This is a genomic window from Pararhodobacter sp. (assembly GCF_034676075.1).
Lineage (GTDB): Bacteria > Pseudomonadota > Alphaproteobacteria > Rhodobacterales > Rhodobacteraceae > Pararhodobacter.
In genome coordinates this window covers 24,332-39,466 of record NZ_JAUCCQ010000029.1, presented here as the reverse complement: position 1 = coordinate 39,466, position 15,135 = coordinate 24,332, and the positions used below count along the sequence as shown (strand labels likewise).

The 15,135-nt window shown below is 68.2% G+C and carries 13 protein-coding genes; 8 read left to right on the top strand and 5 right to left on the bottom strand.

Annotated features, from left to right (window positions below; translation table 11 throughout):
- Together VDQ18_RS10755 and VDQ18_RS10750 are read right to left on the bottom strand one after the other, a co-directional pair.
- Positions 1-943 (bottom strand): CHASE domain-containing protein (locus VDQ18_RS10755; RefSeq protein ID WP_323020939.1); only part of this gene is annotated, 943 nt, incomplete at its 3' end.
- A gap of 315 nt (positions 944-1,258) precedes the next feature.
- Positions 1,259-2,206 (bottom strand): GlxA family transcriptional regulator, encoded by a 948-nt coding sequence (locus VDQ18_RS10750; protein WP_323020938.1) that lies wholly within the window; start codon positions 2,204-2,206, stop codon positions 1,259-1,261.
- 104 nt (positions 2,207-2,310) lie between these two features.
- On the opposite strand from VDQ18_RS10750, the gene VDQ18_RS10745 reads away from it, so the two are divergent.
- The 8 genes from VDQ18_RS10745 to VDQ18_RS10710 all read left to right on the top strand — a co-directional run bounded on the left by VDQ18_RS10745 (position 2,311) and on the right by VDQ18_RS10710 (position 10,640).
- A complete protein-coding gene (locus VDQ18_RS10745) occupies positions 2,311-3,561 on the top strand; it encodes a sarcosine oxidase subunit beta family protein (protein WP_323020937.1) in 1,251 nt (416 codons plus the stop codon).
- A 10-nt stretch (positions 3,562-3,571) separates the two neighbouring features.
- On the top strand, positions 3,572-3,853 hold the full coding sequence (locus tag VDQ18_RS10740; protein ID WP_323020936.1) for a sarcosine oxidase subunit delta: 282 nt from the start codon (positions 3,572-3,574) through the stop codon (positions 3,851-3,853).
- Positions 3,850-6,789, top strand: coding sequence for a sarcosine oxidase subunit alpha family protein (locus VDQ18_RS10735; RefSeq protein WP_323020935.1), 2,940 nt, complete (start codon positions 3,850-3,852; stop codon positions 6,787-6,789). Before VDQ18_RS10740 ends, VDQ18_RS10735 begins: the two co-directional genes overlap by 4 nt.
- Positions 6,782-7,336 (top strand): sarcosine oxidase subunit gamma, encoded by a 555-nt coding sequence (locus VDQ18_RS10730; RefSeq protein WP_323020934.1) that lies wholly within the window; start codon positions 6,782-6,784, stop codon positions 7,334-7,336. The genes VDQ18_RS10735 and VDQ18_RS10730 overlap by 8 nt, the downstream gene beginning before the upstream one ends.
- Before the next feature lie 462 nt (positions 7,337-7,798).
- Positions 7,799-9,178 carry an ammonium transporter gene (locus tag VDQ18_RS10725; protein ID WP_323020933.1) on the top strand — a complete coding sequence of 460 codons (1,380 nt, stop codon included), beginning with the start codon at positions 7,799-7,801 and terminating at the stop codon, positions 9,176-9,178.
- Between the two features lie 60 nt (positions 9,179-9,238).
- Complete coding sequence (locus VDQ18_RS10720) at positions 9,239-9,415, top strand: hypothetical protein (protein WP_323020932.1); 177 nt, start codon at positions 9,239-9,241, stop codon at positions 9,413-9,415.
- A 137-nt stretch (positions 9,416-9,552) separates the two neighbouring features.
- On the top strand, positions 9,553-9,942 hold the full coding sequence (locus VDQ18_RS10715; RefSeq protein WP_323020931.1) for an MbcA/ParS/Xre antitoxin family protein: 390 nt from the start codon (positions 9,553-9,555) through the stop codon (positions 9,940-9,942).
- A complete protein-coding gene (locus VDQ18_RS10710; RefSeq protein WP_323020930.1) occupies positions 9,939-10,640 on the top strand; it encodes an RES family NAD+ phosphorylase in 702 nt (233 codons plus the stop codon). The genes VDQ18_RS10715 and VDQ18_RS10710 overlap by 4 nt, the downstream gene beginning before the upstream one ends.
- 117 nt (positions 10,641-10,757) lie before the next feature.
- On the opposite strand, the gene VDQ18_RS10705 is transcribed toward VDQ18_RS10710, so the two are convergent.
- From VDQ18_RS10705 to VDQ18_RS10695, 3 genes are read right to left on the bottom strand one after another with little or no spacing between them, the layout of a single operon-like run.
- Positions 10,758-11,513: a hypothetical protein gene (locus VDQ18_RS10705; RefSeq protein ID WP_323020929.1), complete on the bottom strand. Its 756-nt coding sequence runs from the start codon at positions 11,511-11,513 to the stop codon at positions 10,758-10,760.
- Between the two features lie 4 nt (positions 11,514-11,517).
- A complete protein-coding gene (locus VDQ18_RS10700; protein ID WP_323020928.1) occupies positions 11,518-13,965 on the bottom strand; it encodes a vWA domain-containing protein in 2,448 nt (815 codons plus the stop codon).
- Positions 13,962-15,065 carry a hypothetical protein gene (locus VDQ18_RS10695; RefSeq protein WP_323020927.1) on the bottom strand — a complete coding sequence of 368 codons (1,104 nt, stop codon included), beginning with the start codon at positions 15,063-15,065 and terminating at the stop codon, positions 13,962-13,964. Before VDQ18_RS10695 ends, VDQ18_RS10700 begins: the two co-directional genes overlap by 4 nt.
- Positions 15,066-15,135: the final 70 nt, after the last annotated feature.

Here is a 15,135-nt window from a genome sequence, read left to right as displayed (position 1 = left end):
GGCTGATCCGCGAGACGCTCTGATAGCGGCTGTTCGTCTCGCCCTGACGGCGCAGGGCCTGTTGCAGGCGTCCGACGTTGCGCGCTCGTTCGTCCAGCAGCCGCCCCATCATCAGGCTGGGGATTACGATCAGCCCGGCCCCCATCAGCAGCCAGAGCCGAAGTGTCCAGAGATTGGGCGGCGACGGATGCCAGCCGCCGCGCGGAATGGCCGAGATCTGCCAGCTGCCGAAGGGCAGGGAGATCGGCATCTGCACCGGATCCTGATCGAGGACACTGGCGTCGCCGAAGAAAACCGGCCCGCGCGGCCCGCTCGCATCCGCGCCGCGCAGGGCGACGCTGATCGTCAGGTCCTCATCGACGAGCCCGGTTGCGGCGTAGAAGCGGTCGGCGTCGATCACCGCCGAGACCAGCCCCCAGAACCGGCCCTGGTCGGTGCCGTCCGGGATGAAGACGGGGAAACGGCTGACGAAGCCCACGCCCCCCTGCACCAGGTTCACCGGGCCCGCCAGAACCAGCTCGCCGCTGTCTCGAGCGCGTATGGCGGCCTCGCGCTGTGTGGGATTCGCCATGTAATCCAAGCCAATGGCAGAGGCGTTCCCCTCCAGCGGATGGATGTAGCGGATCACCATGTCGGGCGCGGCCGCGAGGTTGCGGATCAGCGAATCGCGGTCCGCCAGCGCTGAGGACAACTCGGTGAACCGCTCGGCATCCATGTCCGGCTCGGTGGTGAGCGTCGCGATCAGCCCGCGGACGAGCTGGATATTCGACGACAAGGTGCCTTCGATATGCGCGCGCAGCACGCTGGTCGTCGCGAAGACTTCCTGCCGCATGGCTTGTTGATGCACCGCACGGTTCTGCGACTCGGCCGAGGTCCAAAGCAGAAAGACGACAACGATCGAAATCGCCGCGGGCAGATAGGTTATTCGAACGACGCGGCGCATCCGAAGCTTCCAAGCTGGCGGCTACTTGATTTCATTGGCAACCCGCGCCCTTCTTCGATCGTGTTTCCGGCGGCGTCGGTGCGGTCGGATAGGCTCGGCATCGTCTGCCAAGCGGCCCTGCGCAATCCCACCATGTTTACCAGTAACCCCTGGGCCTCTTTACTAAGGCAAAGCGGTGGACGGGTCGACATATTCCCTGTCGTCGGTGCGGGCTCGGGCGATTCATGAGGCAGATTGCTCGTGACCGTTGCAGTTAAGACATCGCGAAAAGGTGTCGAAGCCAGACGAAGGTGCCTGTCTCGTTCCCGTCGGGTTCTACGAGGCCCCCTCGCGCTCGCGGCGGGGCGGATGGCCGAAGCGGGTGCGGAAGGCTTCCGAGAAATGCGCCTGACTGGCGAAACCGGCCATCAGTGCGATCTCGCCCATTCTGAGGGACGAACGGCGCACCAGATCGCGCGCCACGTCCAGCCGCAGGTTGCGATAGACCTCGGCCACCGGGGCGCCCAGGCTCTCGGTGAAATGGCGCTGCAACTGGCGGGGCGAGAGGGCCACCAGCGCGGCGATCTGGCCCACGTCCAGCGGGTCGGCGACATGGGTCTCCATCAGTTCCAGCGCCGCCCGGACCGGACCGGGCAGGGCGGCATGGCCCGGGCCGCCGCGTCCCTGCTGCGGGGCATCGGCGGGGCGCATCTCGGTCTGGATGAACCAATCGGCGATGCGCCGGGCGAAGCGGCTGCCGTGGTCGCGCGCGATGATCGCCAGCATCATGTCGAGGGGCGCGGTGCCCCCCGCGCAGGTGTAGCGGTCGCGGTCGATGACAAAGAGGCGTTGCTCCATCAGCGCGCGCGGCGCTTCGGCCCGCATCGCCTCCATATGGTGCCAGTGGATGGTGAAGCGCCGCCCATCCAGGAGCCCCGCCCGCCACAGGATCGCCGCCCCGCCCGAGATCCCGCCAAGCGCCACGCCGGTCCGGTCCACGCGCTTGAGCCAGTCGAAAAGCCGCGCGTCGCGCGGTGACAGCGGATCGCCCCCGGCCACGGCAAAGACCATGTCCAGACCGGCGGGATCGGCGGGCAGGGCCTCGGCCTCGAACCAGCTGCCGAGCGAGGCGCGGACTGGCCCGGGATCCGGGGCGAAGATACGGATATCATAGAGGTTTTCACCAGACAGGTGATTGGCCGCGCGCAAGGGTTCCATCGCCGCGGCGGTGGACATCAGGGCGAATCCGTCGATCAGGACGAAGGCGATGCGCTTGACACTCATGATGGCAGGATTTCGGAAAAGAATGGCCGGATCAAGGAAGAAATACCCCGTCCGAAGCCCTAGTCTGACCCCATGCAGACGGTGCCAACCAAGGAGTCGCGCCGATGAGATTTTCCGGTTTCCGGGTATTTGCCGAGGCTCTGACCGGCCACAAGGGGTGGAAGCCCCTGTGGCGCGATCCCGATCCGCAGGCCGAGTATGACGTGGTGATCGTTGGCGGCGGCGGGCATGGGCTCGCCACCGCGTTCTACCTGGCCGAGGTCTATGGCATCCGCAAGGTGGCGGTGCTGGAGAAGGGCTGGCTGGGGTCCGGCAACATCGGGCGGAACACGACGATCATCCGCTCGAACTACCTGCTGCCCGGCAACCAGCCCTTCTACGAATTCTCGATGAAGCTGTGGGAGAATCTGGAGCAGTCGATCAATTTCAACGCCATGGTCAGCCAGCGCGGCATCCTGAACCTCTATCATTCGGACGCGCAGCGCGACGCCTACCGTCGGCGCGGCAACGCCATGCATCTGACCGGGGCAGGGGCGGAATTGCTGGACCAGGCGGGGGTGCGCAAGATGTATCCCTGGCTCAATTTCGACAACGCCCGCTTCCCGATCAAGGGCGGCCTGCTGCAACGCCGGGCCGGGACCGCGCGCCATGACGGGGTGGCCTGGGGCTATGCCCGCGCCGCCGATCTGCGCGGCGTCGACATCATCCAGAATTGCGAGGTCACCGGCCTGAAGATCGAGAACGGCCGCATCCTGGGGGTGGAGACCAGCCGCGGCTCCATCCGTGCAAAGAAGGTCGGCGTGGCGGTCGCGGGCTCGACCTCGCGCGTGATGGCGCAGGCAGGGCTGCGCATGCCGATCGAGAGCCATGTCCTGCAGGCCTTCGTCTCGGAAGGGCTGAAACCGGCGATTGACGGGGTCATCACCTTCGGCGCCGGGCATTTCTACGTCAGCCAGTCGGACAAGGGCGGTCTCGTCTTTGGCGGCGATATCGACGGCTACAATTCCTATGCCCAACGCGGCAACCTGCCGGTGGTCGAGGATGTGATCGAGGGCGGCATGGCCCTGATGCCCCGGATCGGGCGCGCGCGTCTGCTGCGCAGCTGGGGCGGGGTCATGGACATGTCGATGGACGGCTCGCCGATTATCGACCGGACGCCGGTGGACGGGCTCTATCTGAACGCGGGCTGGTGCTATGGCGGGTTCAAGGCGACGCCTGCCTCGGGCTATGCCTTCGCCCATCTGCTGGCCACCGATACCCCGCACGAGACGGCCACCGCCTACCGGCTGGACCGGTTCGCGAAGGGCCGCGTGATTGATGAAAAGGGCGTCGGCGCCCAACCCAACCTGCATTGAGGGCGCTGCCATGCTGATCCCGCACCCCCTTCTCGGCCTGCGCGACGCGCAGGAATTCACCTATCTCGGCGACGCGCGGCTGATCGACCGTCCGACCAGCGGCAATGAGGCGGAACTGGCCGAGTATGTCTATCTGCGCGACAACCCGGCCGGGGTTCACCGCGAGCTGTGGTTCCACGAACAGGGCGACCGGTCCTGGCTGGTGGTGACGCGCAACACGCTGACGCACGAAATTCTGGGCGCGGAACTGGCCCGCGACGTGTCTCTGGCGCGCAAGGGAGCGACGGCATGAACCGGCTTTCCGGCGGGATGATCGACCGCAACCAGACGATCCACTTCACCTTCAACGGCAAGCGCTATCAGGGGCACCCCGGCGATACGCTGGCCTCGGCGCTTCTGGCCAATGGTGTGCAGCTGGTCGGACGCAGTTTCAAATATCACCGGCCGCGCGGCATCGTCGCGGCGGGGTCCGAGGAACCCAACGCCCTGGTCACGTTGCGCGAGGGCGCGCGGGCCGAGCCCAATACCCGCGCCACCATGGCCGAGCTTTACGACGGCCTCGTCGCCCGCTCGCAGAACCATGTGGGGCCGCTGAACTTCGACCTGCTGGCGGTGAACGACCTGCTGTCGCCCTTCTTCGCGGCGGGGTTCTATTACAAGACCTTCATGTGGCCGCGCGCCTTCTGGGAAAAGCTCTATGAACCGGCGATCCGCCGGGCGGCGGGGCTGGGCGAGTTGTCCGAACTGCCCGATCCCGACGCCTATGACCGCGGCTATCTGCACGCCGACCTCTTGGTGATCGGCGCCGGTCCCGCGGGTCTGGCGGCGGCGCTGGCCGCGGGTCGGGCGGGCGCCAAGGTGATCCTGGCGGACGAGGATTTCCGTCTGGGCGGGCGGCTGCTGGCGGAAAGCGACCTGCTGGACGGCGCGCCGGCGACCGAGTGGATCGAGGCGGTGAAGGCCGAACTGGAAAGCCTGCCGAATGTCCGGATCCTGACCCGCACCGTCATCTTCGGGGTCTATGACCACGGGATCTATGGTGCGGTCGAGCGGGTTTCGGATCACCTGCCCACGCCCGGCGGCGCGGTGCGCCAGACCCTTTGGCGGATCGTGGCCAAGCGCGCGGTGCTGGCGGCAGGCGCGACCGAGCGGCACATCCCCTTCGCCGACAATGACCGTCCGGGCATCATGCTGGCAGGCGCCATGCGCGCTTATGCCAACCGCTGGGCGACCGGCCCGGGGACCTCGGCGCCCGTGGCGATCTTCACCAACAACGACGATGGTCACCGCACCGCGCTGGACCTGATGGCCAGGGGTGTGCCGGTCGCTGCGGTGATCGACGCCCGCCGCGGGGTCGAGCGTCAGGGCGACTACCGCCTGTTGCCCGAGGCCGAGGTGGTGGGCACCCAGGGGCGGCTGGGCCTGCATTCGATCACCGTACGGACCTCGCGCGGTAGCGATACGTTGCAAGTGGGCGCGCTGGGGGTTGCCGGCGGGTGGAACCCGAACGTGCATCTCGCCTCGCACCATCGCGGGCGGCCGGTCTGGGACGAGCGGAGTCTGGCCTTCGTACCGGGGCAGGGCGGTCCGGGCGGATTGATCCCCGCGGGCGCCTGCGGCGGAAAGGGCAGCACGGCCGAGGCGCTGGCCGATGGCCTGCGCGCCGCGACCGAGGCGCTGGCGGAGCTGGGCCTCACGGCGCCCGCGCTGCCCCTGCCGCAAGCCGAGGCGCGCCAGGACAACACCGCGCCGATCTGGCATGTGCCGGGCAAGCGCCGCGCCTGGGTCGATTTCCAGAACGACGTGACCGTCAAGGACATTGCCCTCGCGCATAAGGAGAACATGCGCCCGGTCGAGCATCTGAAGCGCTGGACCACGTTGGGCATGGCCACCGATCAGGGCAAGACCGCCAATGTCACCGCGCTGGCGGTGATGGCGGAACTGACCGGCAAGACCATCCCGCAGACCGGCACCACCATCTTCCGCCCGCCCTATACCGGCGTCTCGATGGGCGTGCTGGGCGGCGGCGATACCGGCGCGCATTTCCGCCCCCGTCGCCTGACGCCGACCCACCACTGGGCCAAGGCGAACGGCGCCACCTTCGTCGAGGTCGGCCCCTGGATGCGCGCGCAGTATTTCGTCCGCCCGGGCGAAACCCACTGGCGCCATTCCGTCGACCGTGAGGTTCTGGCGGTCCGCGCGGGCGTGGGTCTGTGCGATGTGACGACGCTGGGCAAGGTCGATGTGCAGGGGGCCGATGCGACGCTCTTCCTCGACCGGCTCTATGCCAATGCGATGGCGAGCCTGAAGGTCGGCATGGTGCGCTATGGCCTCATGCTGCGCGAGGATGGCTCGGCCTATGACGACGGCACCTGTGCCCGTCTGGCCGAGGATCATTACGTTGTGACCACGACGACCGCCAATGCCGGGCCGGTGTACCGGAACATGGAATTCGCCCGGCAATGCCTCTGGCCCGAGCTGGATGTGCAGCTGATTTCCACCACCGACGCCTGGGCGCAGATCGCCGTGGCGGGGCCGAAGTCGCGGGAACTCCTGTCCCGGCTGGTCGACGGTTTCGACCTGTCGAACGAAGCGTTTCCTTTCATGGCTTGCGCGCCGCTGACCATCTGCGGCGGGCTCCGCGCGCGGCTTTTCCGTATCTCGTTCTCGGGGGAACTGGCCTATGAGCTGGCGGTGCCCGCGCGCTATGGCCATGCGCTGATGGCCCGGCTGATGGAGGCGGGTGCCGACCTCGGCGCCACGCCCTACGGGACCGAGGCGCTGGGGGTGCTCAGGATCGAGAAGGGTCATGCCGCCGGGGCGGAACTCAATGGCCAGACCACCGGCCAGATGATCGGTCTGGGCAAGATGGTCTCGTCGAAGAAGGATGCGATCGGCAACATCATGTCCCGGCGCGAGGGGCTGGCGGCGGAAAAGCGCCTGCTCGTCGGGCTGCAACCCGTCAATGCGACGGATACCGTCGTGCCGGGCTCGCATCTGTTCGCTCAGGGCGCGCCACGCGATCTGGCCCATGATCAGGGCTGGATCACCTCGGCCGCCTATTCGCCGCATGTCGGCTCCTCCATCGGGCTGGCGTTTCTGGAAGATGGTGCCAACCGGATGGGCGAGGTGATCGCCGCCGCCAACCCGTTGCAGGGCAGCGAGGTCGCGGTCCGCGTCGTCCCCAGCCATTTCGTCGATCCCGAAGGAGGGCGCCTGCGTGCCTGATCTGTCCCCCCTCTGCGCCCTGGGCGCCGCCACGCCGCGCCGCGTGACCCATGGTGCGCTGACCCTGACCGAGACGCCGGAGTGCGGCCTGGCCTCGCTGGCGCTCCGCCGCGACACCCCGCCGCCCGCGCTGGACCTGCCGGGGCCGGGCCGCTGGCAGGCCGCCGATGGCCTGACGCTTATCTGGACCGGCCCCGGGCAATGGCTGGTGGAGTTGCCCGGTGCGGCCGAGACGGATGTCGCGGCAACGCTGGTGAAGAAGGTGCCCGGCGCCTCGATCACCGAACAGACCGACGGCTGGGTGCTAATCGAGATCGCCTCCTCGGCCGGTGCCGCGCCCATCGAGCGCTTCCTCGAACGCGCGGCGAACATCGACCAGGCGCGGTTCGGCCCGGGCAGCGCCACGCGCAGCCCGATCGAGCATCTGGGAACCTATGTCCTGCGCCGGGCCGAGGATCGGCTGGGGATCTGGGGCATGCGCTCGGCGGCGGAAAGCCTGTGGCACGCGCTGGACACGATCGCCGGACGACTGGACAGTCGCGGCTGAGCCCTTCGAGTCCCGGCACGCACAGGGCCGCTTCCTGACCGGAGGCGGCCCGTTTTTCGATCTGGCACCTGGGTGGATTTTTCCATCCGGTCCAATTGGTACACCCCCTCCCTACGTCAGGCCGAACCTTCCGGACTGCCCGGAGCGGCCAACCGCGCGTTGCGGCCATGGAGGCGCGACTCACCCGATGCCCTGCCGCAGCGGCTGAGTTTGTCCCGCTGACTTGTCCTTATTTTGCTGGATATCGGGCTTGAACGCATATTTCTTCAGCACCTTTTCCGATCCTTGCCGGAATCCCCGGGAAAGCGCACTGCGGGCACCCCTTCGTAAGAAAAATAATTGACCCACGGTGATCGTGAGGCCTGAGTGAAAGGGTCCAGTGAGCCAATTCCCGGAATTGGTGCAGACCAAAAACCCGACACGCTGGATGACATGCCGTCTTTTGGAGACAGGGAGCCACACGTGGAAACGGACATCTCAACCTTGGCCGAAGCGGTCGCCCAGTTGCAGGCGAGCGCGGCCGCAACCAACACGATCTTTGCCGAAACCTATTACTTCCTCTCGATCCCGCTCATGGTGCTGATCCATGCCGGGTTCCTGGCCTATGAAATGGGCGCCTCGCGGTCGAAGAACGCGCTGGCCTCGGGGATCAAGAACATCCTCGCCTTTGCGATGATCGTGCCCTTCTTCTATTTCATCGGCTGGTGGGTCTATTGGGCGTTCCCCACGGGCCTTACCGGGTCCGAGGGCGCGATGGGCATCTCGGGCTTCGGCTATGCGACCGACATCGCGGCGCCCTGGTCGGCCTTCATGGGGCCGAACCTCGATGACAAATCCTCGGGGGTGTTCTTCGGCGCCTTCGTCCTCTTTGCCGCGACCACCGCCTCGATCCTGTCGGGTGCTCTGATCGAGCGGATCCGCCTGACCGGCTTTGTGGTCCTCGCCATCGTGCTGGGCGCCTTCATCTGGATCCTGGCCGCCGCCTGGGGCTGGCATGCGGACGGCTGGCTGGTCACCGAATGGGGCTACCACGATTTCGGCGCCGCGGGGGTCGTGCACATGATCGCGGGCTTCTTCACGCTGGGCGTCTTGCTGAACCTCGGGCCGCGCGTGGGCAAGTTCAACCCGGACGGCTCGGCCAACCAGATCGCCGGGCATTCCATGCCGATGACGCTGATCGGGCTCATGCTGATCATCGCCGGTTTCTGGGGCTTCCTGATGGCCTGCGTCATCGTCCCGGGCGAGGCCTGGAGCTGGTCCACCACCATGGGCGCCACGATCTACGGGACGCCGATGACGCTGTCGGGCATGACCTTCAACACGATCATGGGCTTTGCAGGCGGCATCATCGGCGCCTGGATGGTGACGCGCGATCCCTTCTGGATGATGTCCGGCGCGCTTGGCGGGATCATCTCCTGCGCGGCGGGGCTTGATGTCTGGTATCCGCCCATGGCCTTCGCCATCGGCTTTATCGGCGCCTCGGCCATGCCCTTCGTCGCCTCGTTCCTCGAACGGCGGGGGATCGACGACGCGGTCGGCGCCTTTGCGGTGCACGGGTTCCTCGGCATGTGGGGCCTCCTGGCCGTCGGTATCGCCGCGCAGGGCTATCCGGCGCTGGCGGGCGAGGATGTCGCGACCACCTCGTTCCTGGGTCAGCTGGTTGGCGCGGTGACGATGGGCCTTTTGGGCTTCGTCCCGGGCTATGTGGTGTCGCTGATCCTGAAGGTCACCGGCCAACTCCGGGTCCCGCCCGAGGTCGAGATCCTGGGCCTCGATGCCGTCAAGGTTCCGTCGCGGGCCTATCCCGAGGGGATCAACGCCTCGGTCAGCCCGGCGGAATAAGGCAACCGGACCGGCGGGAACCTCTGCCGGTCCCCCAAGCAACAGGAAAGGAAACCCCCTATGGAAGCGCCTTTTGAAGCCAATACCTGGGACGGGATCACCGGGGCCATCTTCACCGGCTACGGCAGTGTCGAGGGCGTCTGGCTGGGTCTGTGCCTGGCCGCCATCGTCGCCGCCGTGATTCTTGGCTGGCGGCACGAGAAACACGCCTATGAGGCGGTGAAGAAGAAGGTCTGATCCGTCATTGCGGTCATGGACACGACAGGGGCGGGGGACAAACCGCCCCTTTTCGCTTGGATGCGCGCGGTCGATTGGTTCATATGGACTTTACATTGCGGCCATATGACCTATCTTGAGCCCAAAGGAGAGCCAAGATGCCCGTTGCCGCCAGAATCCGCCAGCCTGTCCAGGTGAACGCCATCGCGCTCAAGGCCTATGCGCGGATCGTCGATGCCTGGGCGCTGAGCCTGAAAGAGGCCGCGGCGCTGGCCGACATGTCCGAAAGCACCTGGAAACGCGCCCGCAAGCCAGATTTTACCGGGGAACTGACCAAGGATCAGCTGCTGCGGCTCAGCGCTGTCATCGGCATCTACAAATCGCTGGAGCTCTATTTCTCCGAGCCGCTGGCGCGGGGCTGGTTCTCCCGGCCGAATACCGGCCCGCTGTTCGGCGGCCTGCGCCCGGTCGATACCGCCATCGAGGGGGGCTTGCCGCAGATCCTGGCCATCCGCACCTATCTCGACGCGCTCAGGGGCGGTGCATGAGGCAGACCGGGATTTCCGACCGCGGTCTCGTTCGCCTCTTGCCCGCCACCTACCACAAACCGCCCGCGCTGCGCGGTCTGGTCGACAGCGACGACGAGTTGGCCATCCTGGCCGAGATCGAGGGGATGACCAGCGGGCGCCTGTTGGCCGAACGCGGCCGCAACCCGCATCTCGACCCGCGCGAACTGGCCTGGCAGCGCCGCAGCCGCGACTTGCGGCTTTACGGCGACAGTCACATCAACGCGGCCTTCACCTATACAAGGGCGGGCGGCAACCGCTTCAACACCGACGCGCGCGGCGCCTGGTATTGCGCCTGGGACGTGATGGTCTCGGTCTCCGAGGTCGCCTGGCACCGCACGCGCGAGCTGGGCTTCACCGGCTGCTATGAGGACAGCGCCCGCTATGTCGAATTGCTGGCCGATTTCATCGGTGTGTTCGACGACCTCACCGATGAGCCCGAGCATCCGGCGCTGCACCCCGATCCCGAGATCGGCTACCCCGAGGGTCAGGCCCTGGCGCAGCACCTGCAGCGCGGGGGCTCACGGGGGCTGATCTATCCCTCGGTCCGGGCCCCCGGACCAGGAGGGAACTGCCTGGTCTGCTTCGAGCCCCGCGCGATCCAGAGTGTGCGACCCGGGGCTTCGTGGGATCTGGTCTGGCAGGGCAGCCCGGACTACTCGATCCTCGCGGTGGGATGAGACGGCCGGATCGGGCTGAGGCCCCGCGACGCGAGGGCTGCGGGCCGACGACAGCCATGGCTGCAGCCGCCGGGCCCGCGGGGGAGGTGTGGCGACGACCGTCTTCCCTCCGTGCCCTCAGCCCTGACGACGAAGCCTTGCTTCCGTCGTCGACCGGCAGGTCTGGCCGGTGATGATCGCCAGCGCGTCGGTCGAGAAGACACTCGTCACCGCGATCTCGACCGGGCTCAGGATGCGCGCCGTCATCGTCACCCGGGCGTTGGCGCCCATGGCACCGCCGGTGTTCAGCACCTCGGTGCTCCAGACACCGCCGCCCTGGTCGATCCAGGGGCCGGCAGCGGGATTGTCGGCGGTGAGCGGCGCCATCGAGAAGGGCCGGGGCCAGGTGATGGCGCGACGCTCGGTCCGGCCGATGCCGATATCACCGCCGATGGCTGCCGCCACCTGATCGGGGCATCCCGACAGGCTGTGCCCGGTGATCGTCATCGCCCAGTCGCCGTTGCGGGGCAGCCCCGTCTCGGCCTCGGGAAAGACCTGGGGATCGCAAAGACCGTCGCCGCCATAGACCAGATCCACGGCATGGCCGCTCTCCGCGCTCCAATAGAGCCGGTCCCCGGTGCTGACCAGGATGGGAGCGTCGATGCCCGGAGGCGGCGTAACGTCCGTTTGGGTCGCCAGCGTCGCCAACGAATGCGCCGATTGATAGCAGTGACAGCCCTCACCCTGTCGGCAGGTCGCGACGATCAGCCCATCGGCATCGGTTCGGGTCACACCACTGGTGATCCGCGGCAGATCCTGTGCCGCTATCGGCAGGGGCAAGAGCGCGATGCAGGCAATCGCCAAGGCGAGGCGGGGAAAGATAAGGTGTGTCATCAGGTTACTCCGTGGTCAGGCCGGGCAGGAGACGCTCGAGCAGGGCCTCGGGGCTCAACCCTTCGGGCAGCTCGACGGGGACAAGGCCGCGGCCGGGCGCGGGCGTCGCTGATTGCCTCCCCGGGTCTTTGGCGGGCTGCGATGCTGCCGGAGCCGTGGCGCGATCGACAAGCCGCAGCGACATCGACAGGGGCACGGCGGCCGCAGCGGCGTGCGGCGGGCTGTCGTGGAAGAGGCAGAGCGCCCCGGCGTCCGTCTGCATGCAGGGGCCGTTGCTGACCAGCCATTGATGCGGGTTGAGGTGCAGGCTCGCGTTATCCGGGCCGAAGAAATGGACCCGTGGCGCGTCGAGCGGATGCGCCCCGCCGGTTGCGCCGACCCAGGCAGGCGCGGTGAGTGACCAGCCCTGTTCCAGCGTCACCGCCAGCCCGTCGATCACCAGCGCGCAGGTCGGTTCGGTGCAGCGATGGGCGATCGCAAAGCGGTCGCTGTCGTTTGGCGTCCCGGGTCCGAAGGCCGCGTCGCGCCAGAGTGGCAGATCCAGCGGCGCGTCCTCTGGCCAATAGGCCACCGGCAATTCCTCGGCGCCGGCAAAGAGGGTGCCGACGAAGCCCGCGCCCTGCGGCGACAAGGCCAGACGCAGGGGCTCGGGCGTGATGCGCGGCTGCGCGAACTCGATGAAGAGATCGCCGAATTCCACGACCACCGACAGCAGCTCTCCCGGTATCGCGTCGGGTCCCATGCCGCGACGGGGGGTCACGCTGCCGATGTAATCCTGCCGTTCATCGTTGAGCCGCAGCGTCAGATGCGCCATGTCCATCGGCGCTTCGTCGATGTCGCGCGGGGGAATCGCCCAGACGATCCATCCGCCGACCAGTGCGCCGTCCGACGCCTCGTCCACCATTGTCAGGGTCACGTCATTGGCTTGGCCCGGAAAGATCGTCACCTCGGCCGAATAGACCACCTCGCCCGGCGCCCGGGCGCTGATGCGCCAGCGACCCGGTTCGAACAGGCCCGAGACGACGCGGCCGGTCTCCGTCGGTGCCCAGGCCTCGGGCGCCATGTCCGGGTCGAGGGGGATGCCGTCCCAGCTGACCGGGCTGTCGGGCACGCCCGCGGGCAGGCGGAAGGTGGCCGGTATTGCGGCGATGGCGTCCTGATCGGCGTCGCCCTGGGTTGCGGCAAAAGCCGCAGCGGCGAGGTCGGAGGCGCTGGTCAGGTCTTCATCCGCGAAGGGAATGCCGACGCCGAAGCGCCGCGAGAAGAGGATCTCGGTCCGTCCCCGGTTCAGATAACGTATTTCATAGTCGCCGGGTTGGTCGGGCACTGTCAGGCGGATGGTGCCGTTCTTGTGCAGTGCATAGCCCCAGTCGCCGATCTGGGCGTTGGGCGGATCCCCGGGGCGGGCGATGACGATGCGTTCCTCGACCCGTTCGGGGCCGCGGAAGGTGAAGACCACCCGCGCGCCCGGCTCGACCGAGCCGATGGCCTCGAAGCCCAGATGCGGCGCCACGACCTCGACCGCCTGGCGGGCGATGATCCCGGCGCGGGCGGTCACCAGCACGAGGTCATACATCCCCGGCTCGGTCGGCGCGGTGCGGGTCACGGGGTTGTTGGGTGCGGCGCCGGTCCCGCCGATCGTCTGGTAGCTGATCGCGGCCGTCATGTCGGTGCCGCCCTGCGGGACGAAGCCGATGTAATCGACAAACGTGGCCTCGCCGTTCCAGCGGATGCGGTAGGCGAACCCGGCCTCGGCCCGGTCGCCCAGATCGAAGGCCGCGGCGGGTTCGGGTTCCGGCGTGGGCGGCGGGGCGGGTGGCGCTGGCTCGGCGGCGCTGACTTGTTGCAGGGCCGCGGCCAGTTCGGCGCCGGAATTGGTGTCGAACATCATTCCGCCGGTCTGTTCGGTGATGCACGACAGCCCCTCCAGCTCGGCCCGGCTGAGACCGAACCCCACCACATGGGCGCGAATCTCGATCCCCTCGGCGGCGAGGCTCGCGGCCAGCGCGCAGGGGTCGCCCTCGCAAGTCTCGAGCCCGTCGGTGACGAGGATGATGTCGGCCGCTTCGGCCGTGGGCGGGATCTGAGCGCGGGCCAGCGCCAGGCTGTCGGTCAGGGGCGTCATGCCGCGCGGCATCAGCCCGCGCAACCGCCGCTCCAGCGCATCGGGCGAGCCCTGACCCATCGGCGCCACGACCTCGATGTCGCGGCAATCGCCCCGCCGGTTGTGGCCATAGGCGATCACCGACAGCGGCACAGCGCCGTCGCGGCTGGCGAAATACTCGCCCATCACGTCCCGGGCAACCTCGATCCGGCTCAGGTCGCCCTCCACCCGGTTCCACATCGAGCCCGAGGCGTCGAAGACGAGGACCGAAACCCGCTCGGCCAGGGCTGGATGGGCAAGGCTTGCGGCGAGGGCGAGCCCGGTCAGCAGGCGCAGGGGGCGGATCATCGGGAAAGTCCTTTCGTCAGGGCGAGGGCCGCCGTCAGATGCTGGTCCAGGGCCAGCAGGTCCGAGGCGAAGTGCGGGATCAGGGTATCGGCGTCGAGCGACTGCCAGACGGGCGGCGGGTCGAAGGCGCCGTCGAAAAGCGCAAGCGGGGTCAGCACGGTCACCCGGCCCGGGCGCAGGATCACGAAGGGGCGCAGACCGGTGCCCGGCGGGACTTCTCGGGTGCAGGTCGGGTCGGCGCGGGTCACGGCCTCCAGCGCCGCGAAAGCCGCGCGGGCTTGCGCGCCAAGGGACGCCGCATCGCCAAATACGTGATAACGCGCGTCGAAATCGGCGTCTCCCGTGGCGATCTGCGGCGGTCTTGGGGACAGCGCCGCCGCACGCAGGGCACGGGCGGCATCGGTGGGGATCACGAGGGTCGGTGTGCCGTCATGGTCGTCGCCCGCCGTCAGCTCGACAGCGACGAGGCAAAGCCCGCCCCCGACCTCGGCCTCGCGGTTGTTTGCGTTGCCGATATAGAGGCCGATGCGGGCGACCCGGGCGTGATAGCCCTCCCGCTCGCCGGTCAGGCACTCGTCCACGGTGACGTTGTGGAAAGGGCGGGCAAGGCGCCAGCCCTCGAGCTTTGCTGGGGTGAAAAGCGCCGCGCGCGCATCGGGGGGAACCGAGGTGAGGCCGGTCAGCTCGGGCGCCAGCGCCCCGACGATGGCGTGTTTGGTCGCCGTGCGCGGGCTGCCCTGGACCCGGCCCATCAGCAAGAGGAGCGCGAAAGCCGCGCCGCCGAGCATCAGCGCCAGGCCGAGAGGCAATCCGCCCATGCTCCAGCCAAGCACCAAACCGGCGAGGGCGGCCAGACCGGCCGCGAGCCGCAGCTCGCGCTCGGTCCGGGCGACCCACGCCTGCCGGTCGGCGTTCAACCGTGCGAGCACCGGGGCAAGGCGGGCGCGAAGGGATGGCAGCTGCGCCTCCGGCAGCGCGGGTTCCAGCGGCCGTGGCCATCCCTGCGAGCCGAATTGCCGCCCGCGCCGATGCGGCCCGCCGAGACGGGCGAGCAGGCCCAGGACCGGCGCCGCCGGGGGAGAGGAGGGCGGTGCCGTCATCCAAGGGCCTGACGGCCGATCCCCGTCCGGAAGCCCGGGGCGCGCGCCGGGTTCGGCGCATTGTCGATCG

Coding starts and splice junctions, on each gene's coding strand:
- VDQ18_RS10720 (WP_323020932.1), top strand. CDS start 9,239: ATGGAAGCGCCTTTTGAAGCCAATACCTGGGACGGGATCACCGGGGCC.
- VDQ18_RS10745 (WP_323020937.1), top strand. CDS start 2,311: ATGAGATTTTCCGGTTTCCGGGTATTTGCCGAGGCTCTGACCGGCCAC.
- VDQ18_RS10735 (WP_323020935.1), top strand. CDS start 3,850: ATGAACCGGCTTTCCGGCGGGATGATCGACCGCAACCAGACGATCCAC.
- VDQ18_RS10695 (WP_323020927.1), bottom strand. CDS start 15,065: ATGACGGCACCGCCCTCCTCTCCCCCGGCGGCGCCGGTCCTGGGCCTG.
- VDQ18_RS10710 (WP_323020930.1), top strand. CDS start 9,939: ATGAGGCAGACCGGGATTTCCGACCGCGGTCTCGTTCGCCTCTTGCCC.
- VDQ18_RS10700 (WP_323020928.1), bottom strand. CDS start 13,965: ATGATCCGCCCCCTGCGCCTGCTGACCGGGCTCGCCCTCGCCGCAAGC.
- VDQ18_RS10740 (WP_323020936.1), top strand. CDS start 3,572: ATGCTGATCCCGCACCCCCTTCTCGGCCTGCGCGACGCGCAGGAATTC.
- VDQ18_RS10715 (WP_323020931.1), top strand. CDS start 9,553: ATGCCCGTTGCCGCCAGAATCCGCCAGCCTGTCCAGGTGAACGCCATC.
- VDQ18_RS10705 (WP_323020929.1), bottom strand. CDS start 11,513: ATGACACACCTTATCTTTCCCCGCCTCGCCTTGGCGATTGCCTGCATC.
- VDQ18_RS10750 (WP_323020938.1), bottom strand. CDS start 2,206: ATGAGTGTCAAGCGCATCGCCTTCGTCCTGATCGACGGATTCGCCCTG.